A 23,471-nucleotide genomic window follows, 5' to 3' on the forward strand; every position below is an offset into this window, starting at 1 on the left:
CCACTCTTACATCAGCACGCGAGATACTTCGTCGCTGCTGGAGGCGCAGAATGCTCTGCATGACCGTCTTGAGTTTAAACTCCAGTGACTAACAGCTTTTCGCAGGTTCATAATTAGGCTCTGAGATTATAGAACTATGGCCCGCGGCACAGGAGTCAGAGGTTCCTGAGCCGCGGGCAACGTCTGAATTCCGTTGTAAGCAGCTAATTGCGCGAAAAAGCTGACTTACAGCCTCACATTCCCGTCGAGGCCAGCTAAGGAGATTGATTTGCTTGTCAATGAACAACTGACGTAAGTTTGTCGTTAGGTATTCGCTATGTACAAACTCACTGCCCCCGTTCGTCGCCGAGTGGCCGCCAGCTTGCTGGGGGTCTTTCTGAGCGTGTTCGCGGTGCAGTTTCTGTGCTTGTGCTTCGGCGTGCAGGCCCGTAGTCTGCCCCAGCATCTGGCGGTCGCCGCGGAGCAGCACAGCCACGCGGCTGGTACGTCAGCTCATAGCCACAACACGCACGAGCATAAAGCCACAGCTCATCATCACGATCAGGACCAAGCTTCAGGCGACGAGCAAGGACAGAAAGACGAGTGCTGCCGCGACAAAACCTCGACGTTTTTCGCGTCGCTAACACACCCGCCCAAGCTTAGCCTCGACAAGGCTATGTCGCCGCTGTATTTGGCGCTGCCGCCGGCCAGCAGCTTCGCGTTGGCTCATTTCGAGGCTTGGGACCGCACGATGCCGGTTTTGCTGGTGCCGCCTGCCCACCTCAAGCCCAAGATTCCGGATATCCGAGTATTTATCGGTTCGCTCACAATTTAAGGTTTCGCGTCTGCAAAGGTCCGCGCTGCCCCGGCTTAGCCGTGGGTTGGCGCGGACCTTTTTGCGTGCCTTTCCGGCCTTCGGCTTCGCCATCTTAACGCCCCCATCCCGTCTATTACTGCTTCAAAAAAGCCCCCCAGGGCAATCTGTTTCGCTTACCCAAACCTCTCTTTATGAAAACCCTGTTCCCCTTAGGCCTGCTCCTGGCCGGCCTAACATTCTCTACCACCAGCTGCTCCGACAAGCCTTCCACCGGCTCCCAAACCGCCGCCGATGGCCACGATCATGACCATGCGGCTGAAGCCGGTGCCGCCCACTCCGGCGAGCACCAATACACCTGCCCCATGCACCCGGAAGTAGTGAGCAACGAGCCCGGCAAATGCCCCAAGTGCGGCATGAACCTGGAGCACACCGACGGCGCCAACAACGACGGCAAAACCTACCGCATGGTATTTTCCTCTCAGCCCGCGCAACCCACCGCCGGGCAGCCCGTCACGCTGTCCTTTCTGCCTCAGATTGAAGGGCAGGAAAAAGCCCCCGTGCCGCTGGCTGTAGTGCACGAGAAGAAAATGCACCTCATTATCGTGAGCAAAGACCTGTCGGAGTTCTTCCACGAACACCCCGAGTTCACGGCGGATGGCAAGTACAACGTGCCCTTCACCTTCAAAACCGGCGGCGACTACGTGCTCTACCAAGACTATCAGCCCGAGGGCGGCGCCCATCAACTGGGTCGCCAGCAATTAACTGTAGCCGGCACGAAGAAAGCGCCTGTGAAGTTTACGAAAGACCAAATGCGCTGGCAGAAAGATGGTTATGAGGCCGTTTTATCCTTCGACAAGTCTGTGAAGGTTGGTCAGCCCCTGGCTCTGCAAGTAAACATTAGCCGCAACGGCCAGCCCGTCACCAACCTCGACAACTACCTTGGCGCCCTAGGCCACATGGTCATTATCAGCGAGGACACGGAAAAGTACCTGCACGTGCATCCCGGCGACGCCGGCACTAGCCGCGGCCCCAGCGTGGGCTTTCAAACGGGCTTCGAGCAAGCTGGCGTGTACCGCGTGTTCCTCCAGTTTAATCATGGGGGGCAAATCCATACCTCCGACTTCACCGTGAACGTAGCCCCAGCCGCTGGCGCCACAGCGGCCGCTACCTACGAATGCCCCATGAAGTGCGAAGGCAGCGCCAGCACCCAGCCCGGCAAGTGCCCCGTCTGCAACATGGACTTAGTGAAGAAAAGCTAAGCCGCTAGAACGTCATGCAGAGCGGAGCGAAGCATCTCGCGTGTTTGGTTGCAACGGTATTGTCATGCTGAGCGGAGTCGAAGCATCTCTGCCGCTTCGTTGAGATTAGTAACTAGTAGAGATGCTTCGACTCCGCTCAGCATGACGTTCTATTTGGATGATTTACTAATTCAGACGACCGCACGCGAGATGCTTCGCTACCGCTCTGCATGACGAACGGGTGGGAATCAAAGACAGGGATAAGAAGTAACAGTAGGCTCATTTCTCAGTGAAAGATCTCCTAACATATCCATCAAAATTCCTGCAACTAAAGGTGCTCTTAGCGCTTGGAGTTGTAGCGCTTACGCTACCGGCGCACGCTCAGCAAGTGCTCAGCCTTGATAGCGCCCTGGCGGGCGCGTTGCGGGTGAGCCCGGCGCTGCGGCAGTCGGGGGCGGAGCAGCGCGAGCAGGAGGCCTTGCGTCGGGGGGCTTTTTCGCTGATTAATCCGGGGGTTATCGTGGAAAGTCCCACGGGCGCATTTTACACGTTGGGCGCTCAGCAAACCTTCGAGTTTCCAACCGTCTACACGCGCCAGGCCCAGGTGGGGCGGGCGCAAGTGACGCTGGCCCAGCGCAACCAGCAGATCAGCCGCAATACCGTGCAGCGCGAGGTGCGCCTGAGCTATCTGGCCCTGCAAATAGCTGAAGCCCAGCAGCGCCAACTTGCCAGTCAGGATAGCCTGCTGCGTACGCTCGCCGCCGCCTCGGAGCGCCTCTACAACGCCGGCGAAGTCGATTATTTGCAGCGCGTGAGCACCGAGGCTGAGTCGCGGCAGGCCGCCAACCGCCTCCAGCAAGCCACCGCCGACCGCCGCGCCGCCCAGGCCCGGCTGGGCTTATTGCTGGGCCAGCCCACCGCCGAGCTGGCCACCGGTCCCGACCTGATGGCCCTAGGCACCGTAGTTTTGCCCCCCACCAACGCTGTAGCGCCCCCCGATAGCGCGCAGCTGCAAGCCAATCCGCAGCTGGCGTTTGCTTTACAAAACATTGAGGTGAGTCGGCTGAACCTGCGGCTGGCGCGGGCACGGGCGCTGCCGGGTGTGGTGCTTGGCTACCAGAATCAGGGCGAGCGGGATTCGCCGGTCCGGAACCGTTTTCAGGCGGGCTTGTCGCTGCCGCTGTACTTCTGGACCTACCGCTCGCAGGTGCAGGCCGCCGATGCCCGCTTGCAGGCTTCGCTCGCCCAGCGCGCCGCTACCACGCTGGAAGTCAGCCGGGAGTACCAGCAGGCTCTGGCCGACGTAGCTAAGTTCGAGGCCAGTGTGCGCTATTTTCAGCAAACTGGCTTGCCCCAGTCCAGAACGATCGTCAGCACGGCCCAGCGCTTGTTTCGGGCCGGGGAAGTGAGCTACTACCTGTTTGTGCAGAGCGTTAATCAGGCCTTCCAAATCCGCACCGACTACCTCGACGCAGTGCGCGGCTACCAGGAAGCGCTTATTCAACTCAACTTTTTACGCGGCCAATGAAAACGTATCTGTTTGTCTTTCTGCTGCTTGGCCTTCTCGGTTTCGGGGCGCCCGCAGCCACTGCCCACGGTGGCGAAGACCATGGCGAAACCGCCACGGCCACGGCGGCAGGCGCACAGTATTTCTCGGTTACGAGCCAGTCGGCGCAGTTTGAGTTGCTGCTGCGCTACGAGCCGATAAAGGCCGGCGAGCCGGCTCACCTGCGCCTATTCGTGTCGGACTTTGCCACCAACGCGCCCATTTCCGGCGCCCGTCTCACCTTCACGGTTCCCGAAAACGACAAGCTCCAATTCGCGGCCACTCCCCAAGGCCCCGGCGAGTATCTGGTGGAAGGTCAGTTTCCTGCCAACAAGGCTTACGGCCTCACGGTGAATATAGTAGCCGATAAGCGAGCCGATCTGATGCTCCTTAAAGGCATCGAAGTAGGTAAGGAACTGCCCGTTGCAGCAGTGCTCACTGCCGAACCTTTCTTGACATGTAAAATGGGTTTGCTGCTACTGGGGGGCTTTTTGGCGGGCGTCGCCCTCACGGCCCTGCTCCTGCGCCGCCGCACTCGCGTCACCACCGCTCAACCGCCCTTGGTACACTCATGAAAACGCCCCCCAAATCATCCTTCCGCCACTGGAAAGCGGCCAGCCTGCTGCTGACAACGCTGCTTTGCGGCCTATTCGCAATTTTTCTGCCCCCGCCGCGCCCGCTGGCGGCCCACGGCGGCGAAGACCACGGCGAAACCGCCGCCGGTGCGTCCGGTGTTAGCTCGGGCGCTCCCGATGAGGTGATTATGCCCAAGGAAAGCCAGTTTTTGTTTGAGATTCGCACCCAGCTGGTTGCTTCTGATACGTTGCTCACGCGCCGTACTTTGCTCGGCCAGGTCACGGCGGCGCCCGGTGGCGAAGGCCGCGTGGTAGCGCCCCAAACTGGGCGCTTAGTAACCCTGAATGTGCGCGTGGGCCAGAACGTGAAGGCCGGCCAAGTGCTGGCGATACTCGATCAGACGCTGGCAGCCACCGAGCAAATCGGGCTGGCCACCGACCGCGCCAACGCCCAGGCCGAATTGCGCGGAGCCCAACAGGATTACGCCCGCCTCAAAAGCATCGAGGACATAGCGGCCCGCAAAGACGTAGTATCCGCCGAGCTGCGCCTGCGCCAGGCCCGCCAGAATGCTGGCATTCTGAACAACCAAAGCAGCCAGCGCCGCGTCGAGCTGCGGGCGCCCATTACTGGCACCGTCGATGTATTCGGGCTGGCTGTGGGGCAGCAGGTAAACCAGGGCGATGAGCTGCTGCGCGTCATCAACCCCAGCCAGCTGTATGTGCAGGCGCAGGTATTCGCCGCCGACATGAAGCAGGTCAATGAAGCCGGCCGCTTTGTCATTGAAGGTCTGCAAGATGGAGTCTCAGCTCCGGCTCGCTTAGTGTCGTTTAGCAATGTGGTCAACCCCGTGAATCAGGCCCGCGAACTGGTGCTGTCTGTGCAAGGCAGCTCCGCGCTCCGACCCGGCCAGAGCGTGAATGTGCGCGTGCAAACCCGCGGCGCCGAAGCCCAGCTTACCGTGCCCACCAGCGCCGTCACCGACGTTGGGGGCCGCCCGGCGGTATTCGTGCACACGGCCCCCGAGGTCTTCAAGCTCCGCTACATCCGCCCCAGCGCCGCCGATGATCAGCAAACCACCATTGCTGAAGGCCTGACCGAAAACGAGCGGGTAGTCACCCAGAATACCTACCAGCTCAAGTCCGTGTACTTGAACCAGTAAGAATATTTACACTCCAAACAAGTGGTCATGCAGAGCAACGCGAAGCATCTCGCTTGCTGATGTTGCAGCGGTAACTCCAACGACCGCGAGCGAGATGCTTCGCGTTGCATGACCACCTGTTTGAATACAAACTCCCTCTAAACCCCAAACCGTCGTGGCTCCCCTCTCCCCTAAGAGAGGGGCCGAGGGTGAGGCCCCGCCAGAATAACTCGTCCTCCTACTATGCTCGACCGCATCATTCGTTTTTCTCTCGAAAACCGCCTGCTCACCCTGGCCTTCGCGCTGGCGCTGCTTGTGGGGGGCTTTGCTACCCTGCGCGGCCTGCCCGTGGACGTGCTACCCGACCTGGATCGTCCCCGTGTGACGGTATTCTTGGAGGCGCCCGGCATGGCACCGGAAGAGGTAGAAGCTCTCGTGACGCGGCCCGTCGAAACGGCCCTGAACGGCGCCACCGGCGTGGAGGCGGTGCGCTCCAACTCGGCCGTGGGCCTGGGCATGGTGTTCATCGAATTCAACTACGGCACCGACATTTTCACGGCCCGCCAGATTGTGAGCGAGAAGCTACAAACCGTGCAGGAGCAATTACCCGAGGGAATTTCGCCAGTGCTGGGTCCTATTTCTTCCGTGATGGGCCAGATTATGCTCGTCGGCCTCACCAGCGGCTACGAGCAGCCCACCAAAAAGGACACAATTGCCCCCCAGAACCCATCAACGCCCCAACAACGCACTTCCGCCGCCGACTTGCGCACCCTCGCCGATTATACCGTGCGCCAGCGCCTGCTCAGCATCGCCGGCGTAGCTCAGGTCATCCCAATTGGGGGCGAGCAGCGCCAGTATCAAGTGCTGGTTGATTTGCCCCGCCTTAATGCTACCGGCCTGACTATTAATCAGCTGGAAGAAGCCCTGCGCCAGTCGAACCTGAACACTACGGGCAATTTCTTCGACCGCAACGGCTCCGAAGTTCTCATTCGCAACCTGGGTCGGCTGCGCTCGGTGGAGGATATCGAGAACATTATCGTGAGCTACCGCAACGGCTCGCCGGTCACGGTGAAGCAGGTGGCCACGGTGCAGTTTGGGGGGCGTTTTAAGCGCGGCGACGGCAGCGTAAACGGCCAGCCGGCCGTTATTCTCAGCATCGAAAAACAGCCCGGCGCCAGCACCCCCGAGCTCACCCGCCAGATCGAAGCTGCCCTCGCCGACTTGCAGCCTTCCCTGCCCGCCGATGTGCGGTTTAATACCCGTTTGTTTCAGCAGGCTGAGTTCATCAACGCCTCGCTCACCAACGTGGAAGAAGCCCTGCGCGACGGTGCTATTCTAGTGGTGATTGTGCTGTTCGCGTTTTTGCTGAACGTGCGCACTACGCTTATCTCGCTCACGGCCATCCCGTTATCTCTGCTCGTTACGGCCCTAGTTTTTAAGCTGGGGGGCATTTCTATCAACACGCTCACGCTGGGCGGCCTGGCCATTGCCATCGGCGAGCTGGTCGATGACGCCATTGTAGACGTGGAAAACGTGTTCCGGCGCCTGCGCGAGAACCGGCTACTACCCCAGCCACGGCCGGCTTTGCAGGTGATTTATGAGGCTTCCTCGGAGGTGCGCAACTCCATCGTGTACGCCACCATTATCGTGGTGCTCGTGTTCCTGCCGCTGTTTGCGCTATCCGGCATGGAAGGGCGGATTTTTGCCCCCCTGGGCGTGGCTTACATTACCAGCATCATCGCGTCGCTGTTCGTTTCGCTCACCGTGACGCCGGTGCTGTGCTACTATCTATTGCCCAAAATGAAGATGCACGCCGAGCAGGACAGCCGTCTGGTGCGCTGGCTGAAGGCGAAGGATACGCGGCTGCTCAGCTTCGGCTTTCGGCATCCCAAGCTGATTCTGGGCACAACAGGACTATTATTTGTGCTGGCGGCAGCCACGGTGCCTTTCTTCGGAACCGAGTTTTTGCCACCCTTCAACGAAGGCTCGCTTACCGTCAACTTTTCGGCCCCCGCTGGCACGTCCCTGGCCGAGTCGAACCGCCTCGGCACCATTGCCGAAAAGCAGATGCTGCAAGTGCCGGAAGTAGCTTACACCGCCCGCCGTACCGGCCGCGCCGAGCTGGACGAGCACGCCGAATCGGTGAACAACTCGGAGATTGAGGTAGCCTTCAAAACCGACGAAGAGTTGGAGAAACAAGGCTTGGAGCGCCGCGAAAAAGACGTTATTCTAACCGATCTGCGCCAGCGCCTGAGCCTGCTGCAAGGCGTCAGCGTGAACGTGGGCCAGCCCATCTCCCACCGCCTCGACCACCTGCTGTCGGGCGTGCGGGCACAGGTCGCCATCAAGGTTTTTGGCAATGACTTGCTGGAATTGAGGCGCTTCGCTAATGAAGTCCGCGACGTGGCCGCCACGGTGCCGGGGGTAGTCGATTTGCAGGTCGAGAAGCAAGTGCAGGTGCCGCAACTGCTTATCCGGCCCCGCGAAGATGCTATCCGAGCCCTGGGTTTGCCGCGCGGCGAGGTAGTGCAGGATCTGGAAACCCTGTTTCAGGGCGCCGTGGTGTCGCGCATTTTGCAGGGCCAGCAAAGCTTCGAGCTTATCGTGAAGCTGCCCGACTCCCTGCGCGCCGACCTCAACCAGATTGCCGCCACCCGCCTCGAAACGCCCAGCGGCGGCTTCGTGCCGGTCAGCGCCGTGGCCGACGTCAGCTACGAGCCCGGCCCTAATACCATCAACCACGAAAACACCCAGCGCCGCATCACCATCTCCGCCAACGTAGCCGGCCGCGACCTAGGCAGCGCGGTGCAGGAAATGCAACAGCGCATCCGCGAGCAGGTAAAGCTGCCTACGGGTTACTACCTCACGTATGGGGGGCAATTTGAAAGCCAGCAGGCAGCCAGCAGTAAGATCCTGTGGCTGAGCTTGTTCTCGTTGGGGGGTATTTTTCTGGTGCTGTATGCCCACTTCAAATCTTGGCTGCTCGTCGCCCAGATTATGCTCAACATTCCGCTGGCGCTCATCGGCTCGGTAGCGGCGGTGCTGCTCACGGGCGGCACGCTCAGCATTGCCTCGCTGGTCGGCTTTATCACGCTCACCGGCATTGCCTCGCGCAACGGCATTATGATGATTTCCCATTACATCCATCTAGTGGAAAAAGAAGGCGAATCGTTCTCTGACAAGATGATTATGCGTGGCTCCCTAGAGCGCTTGGTGCCTGTATTGATGACAGCTTTGGTAGCAGCTCTGGCACTGGTGCCGCTGACATTGGCTAAAGATGCGCCCGGCAAGGAAATCCTGTATCCGGTTGCCGTGGTCATACTTGGGGGGCTTTTATCCTCCACCCTGCTCGATATTATCGTCACGCCGGTTGTGTTCCGGTTGCTGGGTCGCAAAGCCCTGGAGCAATACCGCCAAAACCACTCCGCCCCCGCCCTTACTTCCTCTCTGGATGCGCCACCTTTCACGCCGCTCCCCGACCAGAATCCGGCACCTGCGGTTAGTTAATTTTTTGTTGCGAAGCTCTCCTTAAGTGCAATCCTTTAATGCCACCAAATGGCGGTCATGCAGAGCGCAGCGAAGCATCTCGCATGTTTAGTCAGATTAGTAATCCCCCTACCGCGAGCGAGATGCTTCGCTGCGCTCTGCATGACGGTCTTATTTACATGACGTTCTTATTTATTATTATACAACCGTTTATCCTATCATTCCTGCAACCATTAGCACCGTCTGTGCTTCACTCTGTTTCGTATTGATTTTACTTAATCTCATTCCGCATTTATACCGTTCAAATCAGTTGTAGCGGCTTAGCCAAAAGACAGCTTATTTACTAATGTCAGAAGCTTACTTTTGATGGCTAGGTTATTTGCCGCTTTAAAGACAAAATCATCTTCCAGTAGTACTACCTTCGCCATGATGAAAATATTAGTAGTTGATGATGAGCCAGACGTGCGCCAGCTATTTGAGCAGCGTTTTCGGCGAGAAATCCGCAATGGCACTTTCTCCTTCGATTTTGCCTACTCCGGCGAAGAGGCCCTAAAGTACCTGAATGAGCATTTTTCGGAGGTTGTTCTCATTCTCTCTGATATCAATATGCCCGGCATGAGCGGCTTGGAGCTGCTTAGGCGCATCAAGCAGGAGCACCCCACGCCGCCCCCGCCCACGGTTATGATGATTACGGCCTACGCGGACCAGGAAAGTCATCGCCAAGCTATGCAGCTGGGAGCCAACGATTTCCTTACCAAACCAGTAGACTTCACCGCCCTAAAGGAAAGGTTGATTTCCATGGAAAAGGCATGAAAACAAAGATTTTAGTTGTTGACGACGAAGCCGATCTGGAGCTGCTGATCAAGCAGAAATTCAGGCGCAAAATTCGGGAAAACCAATACGAGTTTCTATTTGCCAGCAATGGACAGGAGGCCCTCACCCGCGTGGCCGAAAACCCCGATACGGACATCATTCTGTCTGATATCAATATGCCGGTGATGGATGGGCTCACCATGCTCACCAAGCTGCACGAGGCGCATACGGCTATCAAAACGGTGATGGTGTCGGCCTACGGCGACATGCAGAACATCCGCACGGCCATGAACCGGGGCGCCTTCGACTTTGTGTGCAAGCCCGTCGATTTCAACGATTTGGAGCTGACTATCGAGAAGACCATTGCGCAGGTAAAGCAGCTGCGCGAAACCCTTCAGGCAATTCAGGAAAACAATATCCTGAAGATGTACGTGGACGAGACGGTGCTCAACTTCATGGCCCGCCCCGACTTTGAGAACAAGCTGCTGGCCAGTGAAAGCATTGAGGCTACGGTGGTTTTCATTGATATCTGCGGCTTCACCTCGCTGTCGGAAGTTTTGCCCCCCGGCGACGTGGTGAACATGCTCAATACCTACTTCGACCAGATGGTGCGCGAGATTATCGCCCACAGCGGCTACATCGACAAGTTTATGGGCGACGCCGTAATGGCCGTATTCCGGGGCGAGTACCACCTCGACCGCGCCATCGATGCGGCCCTCTCGGTGCGCAGCTTGATAGCCGCCAGCCCCGGCACTCTCCCCGATGGCTCGGCCTACCAGCCCCAGGTTTCCATCGGCATCAACACCGGTGAAATGGTATCCGGCAACATCGGTTCCGCCTCCCTTAAGCGCCTGGATTACACCGTGATAGGCGACACCGTGAACGTAAGCCAGCGCCTTCAGGGCGCGGCCCAGCCCGGCCAGATTATCGTGACCGAAGCGACCTACAACAAGATAAAAGAATCGTTTCAGTGCCAGCAGGTAGGTGAAGTAAGCCTCAAAAACAAGTCGAAACCCATCATGACCTATGAGGTCGTGGCTTAGAAACTACATTTTTATCAATCAATAGAACGTCATGCAGAGCGGTAGCGAAGCATCTCGCTCGCTTCGTTGCAACGGTAACTCCAACGAAGCGAGCGAGATGCTTCGCTACCGCTCTGCATGACGTTCTTTCGTGAAAACCTGGTTAAAAAATCTTCCTCTCCCTTCTATGAAACACGCTATACTTTCTCGCTTCCTTCTTCCCGGCAGTCTGCTGGCTTTGCTACTCACCAGCAACGGCGCAAATGCCCAGCGCAGCCCGTTTGCCGGCGATAAGCGCTCTGCCATCAAGGAAGAAGACTTAAAGCGCGACTTGTTCGCCATTGGTGGCGACCATTTTCGGGGCCGTGAGGGCGGAACCTTGGACGAGCTGAAAGCCTCCGTCTGGATAGCTGAGCAGGCCCGCGCCATCGGCCTCCAGCCCGCCGGCGACGATGGCACCTACTTTCAATTCTTTCATATTCAGCGCACTCGCCTTACCAAGGACAGCCAGCTGCGCATCGGCACTCACCAGCTCACCCATGGCAAGGACGCCATGATTCTGGCCCCCGGCGTGGCCACCATAAATGCCCCCCTGCTATTTGTGGGCACTGGAACCGCCGCCGAAATGGCCAACATCGATGTGAAAGGCAAAGCAGTGGCTATTCTGTTTTCGGGAGCGCCATCGGCCGATCTGAGCTACCGCCGGTTTGTGGGGCAAACCATGCGCGACAAGTCAGCGGAGCTGGTGAAGGCGGGTGCCGTGGCCGTGGTGTTCGTGTCGGATGCGCGGGCTCAAAATCTGTACGAAAACTGGACTACCAGCTACGAGCGCGGCCGCTACAGCCTGCCCGGCGAAGCTACGACCAAAGTAGTGGGACAGGCCCCAACTATCTGGCTGCCAGCCGAAGCGCTTACCTGGGTGCGCCAGTCCGGCCAGCAGCTGACGGCTACCCTCAAGGTCGAAAGCTTCGCGTATCCATCGGTAAATATTGTGGCAACCGTGCCCGGCACCGATGCGCAGCTAAGGAAGGAAAACGTGCTCTTCAGCACCCACCAGGACCACGACGGTGTGCGCAAAATCGTGGCCGGCGACTCTATCTGGAACGGCGCCGACGACAACGCGACCGGCTGCGCCGCTTTACTGGCTACCATGCGTGCTTTCAAGCAAAAGCCAGCTAAGCGCACTGCGCTGTTTGTGTTTCACGGGGCTGAGGAGCGCGGCTTGCTGGGCTCGCGCTACTACGCTGCCAATCCTACGGTGCCCCGTGAGTCTATCGTAGCGGTGCTCAATGCCGAAATGCTGGGCCGCAACGCCCCAGATAGCGCGGCGCTGCTGGGCTCGCAGCTGCCCCATCGCAACTCCCTGAGTTTGGTAAACACTGCTTTGGCGGCCAACCAGGCCAGCGCTCAGTTTAAGCTGGACACGCTCTGGGACAAGCCCACACACCCGGAAGGCTGGTATTTCCGCTCCGACCACCTCTCCTACGCCCGCCTTAATATTCCGGCCATCTGCTACACCACGCTGCTGCACAAGGATTATCACACGCCCGAAGACGAGCCCGAGCGCATCAACATTGCGAAGCTGGCCGGTGTCACGCGCTGGATTTACTTAACTGGCTGGGCAGTAGCCAACCAAAAGGAGCGCCCTGCTTTAGACAAAGATTTTAAGCTGGAACGGTAGCCTCAGCCAAGCTAGGGGGCTTTTTTAGCCTTAAATCCTGATTATCAGTGCGCAAAGCTGGTAAGTCAGAAAGAACACAGGTTGGCGATGAACTCGCCAACCTTTTTTGTGCCCTGTCAGCTGCCATTTTATATTATCCGAACACAACCTTAGCCATTATAGAACAGTACAGCTTTTACGACTGCGTTTATTTGCCGATTTTGTCGTAAACAAACATAGCCGCTTGCTAGTACCGATCTGCTGGATAAGGAAAGACGACAGAGAGCCAGGCTATTCGAAAAGCCCCCTGTCCGGCCTGACGCGACCCTTTTAGCTGTTGAGTAATGGTCGCGTGTTTTCTCGATTCACTAGTAACCTCCGTGTGAAGGAGGCCCGCTCAAAATTGCTGCTGCATCATCATGCGCAGGCCAATAATTGATTTCGTCGTTTTTAGTACTACGTGTTACCTGGTTAAATCCGACTTTGGAAAAGACCCGCAAACGATTGCGCTTTCTTCCTGATCTGACTGCAGTTACACAACTGACAAGTAATGCACGGCTGACCCGCTTCCGGGCACCTCCCTGCATCTGAGGCATTCCCCTGATTCTTATCTCCCACCTAAAACCCTTCGTTTATATGGTCTCTCTTCTACATTTCCCTGGGCTTCCTAGGTGTGTTAAACAGCTTACGGCCCTGGCGGGGCTGGGGGCCGTTTTGTGCGCCGGCAGCGCCCCGGCCTACGCTACCGCTGAGTCTGCAGCTATTGCCGCTCTGGCCCAAACGCCGGCCGACATCACCGTAACCGGCCGCGTGATTGACGAAACGGGCGGGGGCCTGCCCGGTGTAAACGTAGTGGTAAAAGGTACCAGCAACGGCACCAGCACCGACCCCGAAGGCCGCTACACCATCACCGCCCCCGACAACGGCACGCTGGTTTTCTCCTTTGTGGGCTACAACCCGCAGGAGGTAGCCATCGGGGGCCGCACCACCATCGACATTAATCTGGCCCCCAATACGCAGGCTCTCGGTGAGGTAGTCGTAACGGGCTATGGTACGCAAAGCAAGCGCGACCTCACTGGCGCTGTAGCCCGCGTGGAAGGCACCGAGATTGTAAACCAGCCCGTACAGACTGCTACGCAGGCTTTGCAGGGCAAAATTGCCGGGGTGCAGATCACGAATAATGGCGCGCCCAACTCCCAGCCCGTCGTACGGATTCGGGGCACGGGTACGCTGCTGGCTGGGGCCAACCCACTGTATGTAGTAGACGGAGTACAGACCACCGATATCCGTAACCTCAGCAACGCCGACATTGCGACCATCGACGTACTGAAAGATGCCTCGGCAGCGGCTATTTATGGCGTGCGGGGGGCAAATGGCGTCATTATTATCACCACCAAGCAGGGCAAAGAGGGCAAGCCCGTACTGAGCTACAGCGCAACGGGGGGCTTTAAGCAGGCGGCTCGTTTGGTAGACATGGCCAGCGCCGACCAGTATGTAAATTATCTGGGCGATGTTTCGCCGACCACCAACATTCCTGACTTTTCGGGCACTACGAACTGGTACGATGAGATTTTGCGCCGCAGCACCTTCCAGAACCACAATCTGGCTGTATCGGGGGCGAGCGAGAACGTGCGCTATTACTTCTCAGGCAACTTGCTTCAGGATGATGGTATCGTCATCAACAACCGGTTTAAGCGTCTGACCGTGCGTTCCAACACCGCATTCGACCTTTCGGATAAGGTAACCATCAGCTCCCAGGCATCCTTCAGCCACGCCAACACCCGCGATGTGAACATAGGAGCGGCCTATGGCAACGCTTACCGAGCGTCGCCTATTATTGCGGCTAAAATGGGCGACCGATATGGTAATACCTCCGCTTTCGGCAACGTGGGTAACCCGCTGCTGGACATTGAAAAAAACAACAACAAGTCGTTGGAAAACCGCTTGCAGAGCACCTTTGCAGTTGATGTAAAGCCTGTTACCGCGCTTACGCTCCGCTCGGCCATCAACCTCGACTTGAATTACAACAACCGCCGCGTGTATGACTACCAGTACCGCAACGACGAAGTCACGTTCCTGACTTCCGGCGGCAACCAGCGCGTAGATCGCAGCAACCTGAACGTAACGCAGAACAATAATTTCCGCTACCTGTGGGAAAACACAGCTACGTTTCAGCAGCGCTTTCTCGACAAGCATGACCTGACGGTATTGGTAGGCACCGTGGTAGAGCAAGGTTTTGATAATCAGTTTTCGGCAGCGCGCCGCGATGTACCCGTCGACCCCAATCAGTGGTACCTGAACGCTGGCGACCCAAACTCATCGGTGAATGCATCTGAGGCGTCGAAGGACAGTCGGCTATCGTACCTGGGGCGCATCAATTACGCTTTCCTGGACCGCTACCTCTTCACGACCAACCTGCGCCATGATGCTACTTCTCGGTTTAACCGCGACCGGCGCAACGGCTTCTTTCCTTCGGTGGGCTTAGGCTGGGTGATTTCAGATGAAGCCTTTTTGAAAGGCAACACCATACTGAACTTCCTGAAGCTGCGCGCCAGCTACGGGCAGCTTGGTAATGACCAGATCCCGGCCAACTCCTATATCGTGACGGCCAACGCCAACATTCCGTACGTGTTCAACGGCCAGCCGGTGCTGGGCGCCACCATCACGGACATCAAGGACCAGGACGTGCGCTGGGAAACCACCACGGAGTACGACTTCGCGGTAGAGTTTGGCTTGCTCGACAACCGCCTGACCGGCGAAGTAACCTACTACGACAAGACCACCTCCGACGCTCTGATTCCGATCAATATTCCCGGTATCCTGGGTGACCCAAACAACCAGTTCATCACTAACGCCGCCGACATCACCAACCAAGGTGTAGAGGCGGCCCTGAACTGGCGCACGAACATAGGCGAAAGCCCCGACTGGAGTTACAATATCGGGGTGAATGCCACCTTCAATAAAAACCGCATTGCCGAGCTAAACGGTGGGCAGGCCTTGTTTGCCGGTGGCGTTAACGGCACTGTAACCCGCTCCGACAACGGCGTGGCTGCGGGCAGCTTCTACTTGCTCGATGCTATCGGCGTGTACCAATCGGCCGATGAAATCGTCAGCGGACCCCGCTCCACATTTGACCCCAAGGTAGGCGACCTGAAGTATGCCGACAAAAACGGGGACGGCGTAGTTGACTTACTAGACCGCTCTTACTTTGGCTCGTATCAGCCACCTATTTACTACGGTATTAATGGGGGGCTAAATTTCCGCAATGTGGACTTCTCCTTTGTGTTTTCGGGCAACCTGAACAATAAGGTGTATAACGCCAAAAAGCAGGCCCGCAACGCCAGCACCGATAACGTTGAAGCCAGCTTTGCTGATGACCGGTGGACGGCTACCAACCCTACCAACTCCGACCCTCGGGCCCTGATAAGCAGCATGCCCAACTCAACTTATTTTCTGGAGTCGGGGTCGTTCATGCGCCTCACCAACGTGGTAGTGGGTTATACGGTGCCGGTGGCTGCGCTGGAGCGTTTTCGCATGACTTCATTCCGCGTATTTGCAGCCGCCCAGAACGTGTTTACGGTGACCAACTACAGTGGCTTCACGCCAGAGCTGGCCGGTGGTCCCCTCGACTCAGGCATCGAACTTAATAGCTACCCTATTAGCCGCACAATCACGCTGGGGCTGAACGTCAACTTCAAATAAGCTACGCCGATGTATTTCTCTATTCCTTCTTCCTTCCCGCGCCGCGCCGGCACGGCTGCCCTGGCCCTGACTCTCGTGCTTGTCAGCGGCTGCAAAGATTTTCTTGATGTGGCTCCGCAAGGCCAGCTTAGTGAAGATGCCATTCGGAACGACCCTGCCGCCGCCCAAAAGCTAGTGGATGGAGTGTATAACGTGATGTATCTGGGGGGCTTTGGCGCCGATGTACATGGCTTGCAATACGTTATCATGACGGATATTGCCTCCGACGACGCCGATAAAGGCAGCACTCCAACCGATTATGGTGATGCCCTTACCATCGACAACTTCACTCTAACCTCGAGCAATGGCACCCCCAATAACGTCTGGAATGGCTATTTCCAAGGCATAGCACGGGCTAATCAAGCTCTTGATAAAATTCCATTAAGTCCTGCGCCAGAGGCAGATAAGAACCGCCAGATCAGTGAGGTTCGCTTTCTGCGGGCTTATTTCTACTTCAATTTAGTACGTCTATTCGGTGGCGTGCCCTTACTTGATCGGGTACCTCAGACCTCTGAGATTAACAGCCCGGAGTTTCAGCAGCGCGCTACTGCTGACCAGATCTACGAATTCATCATCAGCGACTTACAGTTTTCTGCCGATAATCTGCCGCTGAAAGGTGCCACCCAGACGGGGCGCGTCACCAAGGCGGCCGCGCAAGGTATGCTGGCTAAGGTGTACCTATATCGCAAAAATTATCAGCAGGCCTATGAGCTGACCAATGAGATTATACAGGGCCGCTCGGGGACGTATGCCCTGCAGGATAACTACGCGGATATTTGGCGTACAGCAGGCGCCAATGGACCCGAATCCATCTTTGAGGTGCAGACTGGCGTTAATGCTGCCTGCAATAACTCGGCAGTAGAGCTGTACACCGTTTCACAAGGGCCACGCTCAGGTGGCCGTGGCGGTTGGGCTGACCTTGGATTTGGTTTTAATAACCCTACCACATCCTTAGTAAATGCATACGAGCCCAACGACGTACGCCGGGCGGCTAGTATTATATTCATTCAGCCAACAGCCCCCGCCGGCCAGCGCTCTACCGGCACCGTACTCTGGGATGGCTTCCGGATTCCGAGCAAAGATTCGGTAGAAAACTTCCGCTATAGCTATAAGGCCTACCACAGCCGCACCCGGGAAGCCAACTGCGGCAACAACGACTACCTGCCTAAGAATATCCGGGTGTTGCGCTACGGCGAGATTCTGCTTATAAATGCTGAGGCAGCCCGGCAAATTGGCAACACCGCTGCCGCCGCTACCAGCCTCAATCTGGTGCGTCGTCGGGCAGGCCTAGCCGCTATTCCGGCTCCTACCCTCGAGCAAATATGGCAGGAGCGCCGCGTGGAGCTGGCTCTCGAACACGACCGTTTTTTCGATCTGGTTCGTCAGGAAAGTGTACAGCCCGGTCGTATTGTTCCCATTTTCGCCGCCCAGGGCAAGACCTTCGTGAAGGGCAAGCATGAGCTTTTCCCCATTCCGCAGGCCCAAATTGACTTAAGCGGCGGCCAGCTCACGCAGAACCCTGGCTACTAACCAATCATTGGTAAACAAAAATAGACCAGAGCTAGAGTTAGTTTCCCTCCTCAACTGAGCAGGGAAACTAACTCTAGCTAAACTGTCGCATAGGCTGACTTATGAAAGTAAAACTCCTCTTTTTCCTGTGTCTGTTGTTGCCGGGCTTCCTGACTGCCCAACAAAAGCCAGCGGCAAAAAAAGCCCCCCAGACCACCAAATTCGACCCGCGCCAGCGTCCGCGCAACCTCACGGATGAGCAGTTGCTGGACTTGGTTCAGCGCCAAACGTTTCGGTACTTCTGGGACTTTGGGCATCCGGTATCAGGCATGGCCCGCGAGCGGAGCAACGTGGCCTACGAGTATGGCGGCGAGGTAGTAACGACTGGCGGCACAGGCTTCGGCATTATGGCCATCATCGTGGCGGCCGAGCGGAAGTGGATAACGCGGGAAGAAGCGGCGGCGCGCATTCTCAAAATTGTGAAGTTTCTGGAGAAGTCTGATTCGTTTCACGGCGTGTATTCGCACTGGCTGAATGGGGAAACCGGCAAGGTTATCCGCTTCAGCCAAAAGGACGACGGCGGCGACTTAGTAGAAACTTCCTTCCTGTTTCAGGGTCTGATTTGCGCCCGCCAATACTTCACCCAAGAAAACAAAACCGAACAGGAGCTGCGCAACCGCATTCTGTGGATGTGGGAAGGCGTGGAGTGGAACTGGCACACTCAGGGGGGGCAAAATGTACTCTACTGGCATTGGAGCCCCAACAACGGCTGGAGCATGAACCACCAGATTCATGGCTGGAATGAGTGCCTAATTACCTATGTCATGGCGGCCTCCTCACCAAAGTATGCCATCGACAAGAAGGTGTATGACCAAGGCTGGGCCACCGGCGACTACTTCAAGAATGGCAAGGAGTTCTACAAAACCAAGCTCCCGCTGGGCTTTGACTACGGCGGGCCGCTGTTTTTCTCGCACTACTCTTTCATGGGTATTGACCCGCGCGGCCTCAAAGATCAGTACGCCGACTACATGCAGCAAAATCAGGCGCACACTCAAATCAACTATGCTTACTGCGTCGATAACCCGAAGAAATACAAAGGCTACGGCCCAAATAGCTGGGGCCTCACCGCCTCGGATAGCCACAAAGGCTACGCGGCTCACTCGCCCACCGAGGATTTGGGCGTAATTTCGCCCACTGCCGCCTTGTCAGCCATGCCTTACGCACCGAAGGAGTCAATGGCGGCACTGAAGCACTTCTACAACGACCTGGGGGACAAAATATGGAGCGAATACGGCTTTGTGGATGGCTTCAGTGAGCACCATGATTGGTACGCCAAGTCCCACCTCGCCATTGATCAAGGCCCCATCATCGTCATGATTGAAAACCACCGCACCGGCCTGCTCTGGAAGCTATTTATGAGCAGCCCCGACGTGCAGCGCGGCCTCACCAAGCTAGGCTTCGAAAGCCCACAGATTAAGAAGTAACAACACTAAAAGACCGTCATGCAGAGCGGAGCGAAGCATCTCGGGTGTTTAGTGAGATTATTAATCTCTCGTCAGCACGCGAGATGCTTCGCTTGCGCTCTGCATGACACACGTTTTATAGTTTAATTATGCTCAGAACTCTGCTCTTTTGCTTTGCTGTGTTGCTGAGTTTAGTTACTCAGGCTCAGCCCACTGCCAGTCCGGGGCAGCGGACATATTGCAATCCGCTGAACTTGGACTATGGCTACACGCCCATCCCTAATTTTTCAGTTTCGGGCAGACACCGCGCTACGGCTGACCCGGTTATCACTTTGTTTAAAGGCGATTATTACCTTTTCTCCACCAACCAATGGGGCTATTGGCACAGCAAAGACTTGTACGGCTGGAAGTTCGTGTCGCGTTCCTTTCTCAAGCCTCATCATAAGGTATATGACGACTTGTGCGCGCCGGCTGTGTGGGTAATGGGCGATACGTTGTTTGTATTTGGCTCGACGCACGAGAAGAACTTCCCCATCTGGATGAGCACTAATCCTAAGGCCAACGAGTGGAAGGAAGCCGTGGAGCCCTTCCAGATTGGCGCCTGGGACCCTGCTTTTTTTCTGGACGATGATGGCAAGCTCTACCTGTACTGGGGTAGCAGCAACGAATTTCCGCTTTATGGGCAGCAAATAAATCGCAAAACCTTTCAGCCGATTGGGCAGCCAAAAGAGATGTTTGGGCTGAATGACGAGCGGTTTGGCTGGCAACGTTTCGGCGAATACCTCGACAACACCTTCCTCGACCCGTTTATGGAAGGTGCCTGGATGAACAAGCACAACGGCAAATACTACCTCCAGTACGGCGCGCCCGGCACCGAATTTAGCGGCTACGCCGACGGCGTGCAGGTAAGCGACAAGCCCCTGGGCCCCTTCACGCCGCAGCCGCACAATCCGTTTGCCTACAAGCCCGGCGGCTTTGCCCGCGGTGCCGGCCACGGCAACACCTTTCAGGACACCTACGGCAACTGGTGGCACCTCTCCACGATGGTTGTATCGGTGAAAAACAACTTCGAGCGGCGCCTGGGGCTATGGCCCGCGGGCTTCGATAAAGACGGCGTGCTGTACAGCAACACCATGTTTGGCGACTACCCACACTACCTGCCCACCGGCCCCGCCGACCACCTCAAAAGTCGCTTCGCGGGCTGGATGCTGCTCAATTATCAGAAGCCGGTGCAGGTGTCCAGCACGCTGGGGGGCTTTTTGCCCAACTTCGCCGTTGATGAAAGCATCAAAACCTATTGGAGCGCCGCCACCGGTAATAAGGGCGAGTATCTCCAGACGGATCTGGGCAATCTAAGCACCGTGCACGCCATCCAGATAAACTACGCCGATCAGGACGCGGAATTCCTGGGCAAGCAGCAGGGCACCTATCATCAGTACAAGCTCTGGCACTCCTTGGATGGCAAAAAATGGAAGATGCTGGTGGATAAAAGCCAGAACAAAACCGATGTCCCGCACGACTACATCGAGCTGACCGAGCCGCTGAAAACGCGTTACCTCAAGCTCGAAAATATCCATATGCCCACCGGCAAATTTGCCATCAGCGGCCTGCGGGTATTTGGCAAAGGCAACGGCTCAGTGCCCGAGGCAGTACAGAACTTCATTGTGCTACGGACTGAAAAAGACAAGCGCAGCGCCTGGCTGAAATGGAAGGCCGTCGACAATGCCTATGCCTACAATATTCATGTGGGCATCAGCCCTGATAAGCTCTACAATTGCATCATGGTGCACGGCTCCCCTGAGTTTTACTTCAAAGGCATGGACAAAGACCTCCCCTATTATTTCACCATTGAAGCCATCAACGAAAACGGCATTTCCACCCGAATACCCGTCGTAACAGCGAAGTAGAGACACATATTTGTGTCTCCTCGTTGAACAACACTGTCACCCATCAGCAATAGAACGTCATGCAGAGGCGGAGCCGAAGCATCTCGCGTGTTTAGCGGGATTACTAATCTTGAGTCAGCACGCGAGATGCTTCGCTGCCGCTCTGCATGACAAACGTTTTTGAACAACCGGCTGCCTAAGCTCAGCACTCGTATTACTGCTGGGGGGCTTTTTCACCTCCCTTTCGCGCTCCAATCCCAACCTATCCTTTCCCACATGAAAAGAACGTTCCGCACTACCTTGCTTCTGTCTCTGGGGCTTTTGCTGAGCCCGACGCTGCAAGCTCAGCAAGCTCCTGCTCCGCCTTCCAGTGTCAATACGCAGAAGATGAATCAGTTTGTGGAAGCACTGATGAAGAAGATGACCCTGGACGAAAAAATCGGTCAGCTTAATCTCGTGTCGGTGGGCTTCGACGTGACTGGGCCCGTGGTCAGCAAAGACGTGGATGCCAACATCCGGAAAGGCAATGTGGGTGCCGTGCTCAATACGTACACGCCCGTGGCGGCACGCAAGCTGCAAGAGTTGGCCGTGAAGGAATCGCGCCTCAAGATTCCGCTGATTCTGGGTTACGACGTTATTCACGGTCACCGCACTATCTTCCCGATTCCGCTAGGCATGGCCGCCAGTTGGGACCTTACGGCCATGGAACGCAGCGCCCGCATTGCGTCCGAGGAAGCGGCTGCTGATGGCATCAACTGGGTGTACTCGCCCATGGTGGATATTGCCCGCGACCCGCGCTGGGGCCGCATTGCCGAAGGTGCCGGCGAAGACCCATACCTGGGCTCCCAGATTGCGCGCGCCATGGTGCGCGGCTACCAGGGCCCCGACAATGACATGAGCAAGCCCACCAACGTGATGGCTTGCCTCAAGCACTTCGCCCTCTACGGCGCCGCCGAAGCTGGCCGCGACTACAATACCACCGACATGAGCCTGGTGCGCATGTACAACGAATATTTGCCCCCCTACAAGGCCGCCATCGAAGCCGGCGTGGGCTCCGTGATGACCTCGTTCAACGACATAAATGGTGTGCCTGCTACTGGCAACAAATGGCTTATGACCGACTTGCTGCGCACGCAGTGGGGCTTTAATGGCTTCGTGGCCACCGACTACACCGCCATAAATGAGATGACAGCGCACGGCATGGGCAACGACGCGCAAGTGTCGGCGCTGGCGCTGAATGCGGGCACTGATCAGGATATGGTAGGCGAGATTTTCCTGAAAAATCTGGCGCAGAACCTGAAAGACGGCACCGTGAAGCAGGAGCAGATTGATCTGGCCTGCCGCCGCGTGTTGGAGGCCAAATACAAGCTCGGCCTATTTCAAGACCCCTACCGCGGCGTGACGGAGAAGCGCGCCAAGGCTACCATGATGAAGAAGGAGTTCATCGCCGATGCCCGCAACATCAGCCGCAAGAGTCTGGTGCTGCTCAAAAACGACAAGAACACGCTGCCCCTCAAAAAGACCGGCACGATTGCGCTGATAGGCCCCTTAGCCAACCGGCAGCGCGACATGATTGGCAGCTGGAGCGGCGCCGGCGATTGGAAGCAGGCCGTTTCCTTGGAGCAAGGCATCAAAAACGTGGCCGGTGGCGTGAAAGTAGTGTATGCGCAAGGCGCCAACATCACCGATGATCAGCAGATGATTGAGCGCCTGAATGCTCACGGCGGCGACCTGAACATCGACAAACGCACCCCCGAGGCGATGATTCAGGAAGCAGTGCAAGCTGCCCAGAGTGCCGACGTCATTGTGGCCGCCGTAGGTGAGAGCCAGGGCATGACGGGCGAAGCGGCCAGCCGCGCCGATATCAGTATTCCGGCTCCGCAGATGGAATTGCTGAAAGCGCTTAAGAAAACGGGTAAGCCGCTGGTATTGGTGCTCATGAACGGCCGGCCTATGGCGCTGAGCTGGGAAAACCAAAACGCGGATGCCATCCTAGAAACGTGGTTTTCGGGTACGCAGGGCGGAAATGCTATTGCCGACGTGCTGTTTGGCGACTACAACCCATCGGGCAAAATCACGGCTACTTTTCCGCAGGTTGTAGGCCAGGTGCCCATCTTCTACAACCATAAAAACACCGGCCGCCCCTTCAATGGCACCGATAAGCTCGACAAGTATAAGTCGCGCTACCTGGACGTGAGCAATGAGCCGCTTTACCCCTTCGGCTACGGCCTGAGCTACACCACCTTCAGCTATAGCAAGCCGGAGCTAAGCAAAACGTCGATTAAGCAAAATGAGCCCCTCGAAGTACGCGTGACTGTGCGCAACACCGGCAACTACGACGGCGAGGAAACCGCCCAGCTCTACATCCGCGACATGGTAGGCTCTATTACCCGGCCCGTAAAGGAGCTGAAAGGCTTCCAGAAGGTAGCGTTGAAAAAAGGCGAAAGCAAAACCCTCACCTTCCGCCTCTCCCCCGACGATCTGAAGTTCTACAACACCGACCTGAAGTTTGTGTCGGAGCCCGGCGACTTTCAAGTGTTTGTGGGGGGCAATTCTCGCGACGTACAGGAAGCTGCGTTTAAGTTGGAATAGCAACC

Annotated in this window: 14 protein-coding genes; all 14 read left to right on the forward strand. The window is 56.9% G+C overall.

The genetic code is table 11. The annotated features are described in order from the left end of the window. Nucleotides 1–316: 316 nt before the first annotated feature. The 14 genes from IEW06_RS17810 (at nucleotide 317) to bglX (ending at nucleotide 23,466) form a co-directional block, all read left to right on the forward strand. Nucleotides 317–814, forward strand: coding sequence for a hypothetical protein (locus tag IEW06_RS17810; protein ID WP_187731513.1), 498 nt, complete (start codon nucleotides 317–319; stop codon nucleotides 812–814). A 173-nt stretch (nucleotides 815–987) separates the two neighbouring features. After that, nucleotides 988–2,055: a DUF8832 domain-containing protein gene (locus IEW06_RS17815; RefSeq protein WP_188548676.1), complete on the forward strand. Its 1,068-nt coding sequence runs from the start codon at nucleotides 988–990 to the stop codon at nucleotides 2,053–2,055. 268 nt (nucleotides 2,056–2,323) lie between these two features. After that, the gene (locus tag IEW06_RS17820) at nucleotides 2,324–3,562 is read left to right on the forward strand and encodes a TolC family protein (protein WP_188548677.1); all 1,239 of its coding nucleotides are present in this window, start codon (nucleotides 2,324–2,326) and stop codon (nucleotides 3,560–3,562) included. Then, nucleotides 3,559–4,155, forward strand: a complete 597-nt coding sequence (locus IEW06_RS17825; protein ID WP_187731509.1) for a hypothetical protein — start codon at nucleotides 3,559–3,561, stop codon at nucleotides 4,153–4,155. The genes IEW06_RS17820 and IEW06_RS17825 overlap by 4 nt, the downstream gene beginning before the upstream one ends. Next, on the forward strand, nucleotides 4,152–5,315 hold the full coding sequence (locus IEW06_RS17830) for an efflux RND transporter periplasmic adaptor subunit (protein ID WP_188548678.1): 1,164 nt from the start codon (nucleotides 4,152–4,154) through the stop codon (nucleotides 5,313–5,315). The genes IEW06_RS17825 and IEW06_RS17830 overlap by 4 nt, the downstream gene beginning before the upstream one ends. A gap of 222 nt (nucleotides 5,316–5,537) precedes the next feature. Further along, on the forward strand, nucleotides 5,538–8,801 hold the full coding sequence (locus tag IEW06_RS17835) for an efflux RND transporter permease subunit (protein WP_188548679.1): 3,264 nt from the start codon (nucleotides 5,538–5,540) through the stop codon (nucleotides 8,799–8,801). Between the two features lie 408 nt (nucleotides 8,802–9,209). Then, a complete protein-coding gene (locus tag IEW06_RS17840; RefSeq protein ID WP_187734280.1) occupies nucleotides 9,210–9,593 on the forward strand; it encodes a response regulator in 384 nt (127 codons plus the stop codon). Next, nucleotides 9,590–10,636 carry an adenylate/guanylate cyclase domain-containing protein gene (locus IEW06_RS17845; protein WP_187731507.1) on the forward strand — a complete coding sequence of 349 codons (1,047 nt, stop codon included), beginning with the start codon at nucleotides 9,590–9,592 and terminating at the stop codon, nucleotides 10,634–10,636. The genes IEW06_RS17840 and IEW06_RS17845 overlap by 4 nt, the downstream gene beginning before the upstream one ends. A 166-nt stretch (nucleotides 10,637–10,802) precedes the next feature. Beyond that, nucleotides 10,803–12,296, forward strand: a complete 1,494-nt coding sequence (locus IEW06_RS17850) for a M28 family peptidase (RefSeq protein ID WP_187731506.1) — start codon at nucleotides 10,803–10,805, stop codon at nucleotides 12,294–12,296. Nucleotides 12,297–12,911: 615 nt separating this feature from the next. Further along, nucleotides 12,912–15,977, forward strand: a complete 3,066-nt coding sequence (locus IEW06_RS17855) for a SusC/RagA family TonB-linked outer membrane protein (RefSeq protein WP_188548680.1) — start codon at nucleotides 12,912–12,914, stop codon at nucleotides 15,975–15,977. Between the two features lie 9 nt (nucleotides 15,978–15,986). Then, nucleotides 15,987–17,546 carry a RagB/SusD family nutrient uptake outer membrane protein gene (locus tag IEW06_RS17860; RefSeq protein WP_188548681.1) on the forward strand — a complete coding sequence of 520 codons (1,560 nt, stop codon included), beginning with the start codon at nucleotides 15,987–15,989 and terminating at the stop codon, nucleotides 17,544–17,546. 101 nt (nucleotides 17,547–17,647) lie between these two features. Then, nucleotides 17,648–19,009, forward strand: coding sequence for a glucoamylase family protein (locus IEW06_RS17865; protein ID WP_188548682.1), 1,362 nt, complete (start codon nucleotides 17,648–17,650; stop codon nucleotides 19,007–19,009). A 128-nt stretch (nucleotides 19,010–19,137) separates the two neighbouring features. Further along, nucleotides 19,138–20,895, forward strand: coding sequence for a family 43 glycosylhydrolase (locus tag IEW06_RS17870; RefSeq protein WP_188548683.1), 1,758 nt, complete (start codon nucleotides 19,138–19,140; stop codon nucleotides 20,893–20,895). Between the two features lie 255 nt (nucleotides 20,896–21,150). Continuing rightward, a complete protein-coding gene (gene bglX / locus IEW06_RS17875) occupies nucleotides 21,151–23,466 on the forward strand; it encodes a beta-glucosidase BglX (RefSeq protein WP_188548684.1) in 2,316 nt (771 codons plus the stop codon). Nucleotides 23,467–23,471: the final 5 nt, after the last annotated feature.

The organism is Hymenobacter qilianensis (genome assembly GCF_014638675.1).
GTDB classification, from domain to species: domain Bacteria; phylum Bacteroidota; class Bacteroidia; order Cytophagales; family Hymenobacteraceae; genus Hymenobacter; species Hymenobacter qilianensis.